1 protein-coding gene is annotated in these 745 nt (G+C 50.5%); it reads right to left on the bottom strand.

The annotated features are described in order from the left end of the window. Positions 1-70: 70 nt before the first annotated feature. The gene (locus ACOCD2_RS23670) at positions 71-175 is read right to left on the bottom strand and encodes a hypothetical protein (RefSeq protein WP_293726243.1); all 105 of its coding nucleotides are present in this window, start codon (positions 173-175) and stop codon (positions 71-73) included. Positions 176-745: the final 570 nt, after the last annotated feature.

The raw sequence follows: 745 nt of genomic DNA, 5'->3' as shown, positions 1-745 counted from the left end.
GAATATCCGTATGGCTGATTTACCTTTCAGAAAACCGATGGTGTTTGCCACACTGTATTTGGGGGAATCATCAACAGCATGTGAATGTGGTCACGCTGGCGTAACCCTCTATCAATTCAACACCCTGCTGACGATACAACTCCCTCAATATCCCTCCTATTTCTTTCCTCAGCATTCCGTAAATCGATTTCCTTCGATACTTCGGAACAAACACTACATGATATTTGCAATAATGCTTCACGTGAGCTTGGCTTTGCCAGTCTCTCATAATGGCCTCCTATAGAACTTGCCGGTTCAAAGGAGGCCATTTTCTTACTTCGCACGCCGGTACGGCAGAGCCTTTTCGTGTCTCACCGCCAGAGGCGGTGGTTTACCAAGTTTTAATTAGGCCAGTCGGAACGCTGCCAGATCCACTCGATATCGTTCATGGCAGGAGTATAACTGACATTCATGCCACATTGAGCGTCACTTTGGCAGTAAACGGCGCCGTTTTCCTGCCACGCCTAGAGAAAAGTTTCACATGTGAAACTCTTTCGCTGCCAGCCATGGAGAGCGAAGCAAAGGCTGGTAGACCCCAGTAGCCGCGAGGCCACACTGCTTACCCGTCGTGCGCATAGCGCCAGAGGGTAAGCGCCAGAGAATCAGCCCTCTTGCAGCTTACTGAGGGTGACGTTCCAAGGTAGCAGGGCCTCGATCTCTTCAACTGTACTGGCCCCACCAATGTGCTGCAGCACATGGTGGATGT

This window comes from Thiolapillus sp. (assembly GCF_048562965.1).
Classification (GTDB): Bacteria; Pseudomonadota; Gammaproteobacteria; order Chromatiales; family Chromatiaceae; genus Thiolapillus; species Thiolapillus brandeum_A.
The sequence above is the reverse complement of the archived record's forward strand: the minus strand, read 5'-3'. Positions and strand labels throughout refer to the sequence as shown.

What these genes read in the sequence shown, in the direction of transcription:
- ACOCD2_RS23670 (WP_293726243.1), bottom strand. Translation starts at nt 175, where the DNA reads ATGCTGAGGAAAGAAATAGGAGGGATATTGAGGGAGTTGTATCGTCAG.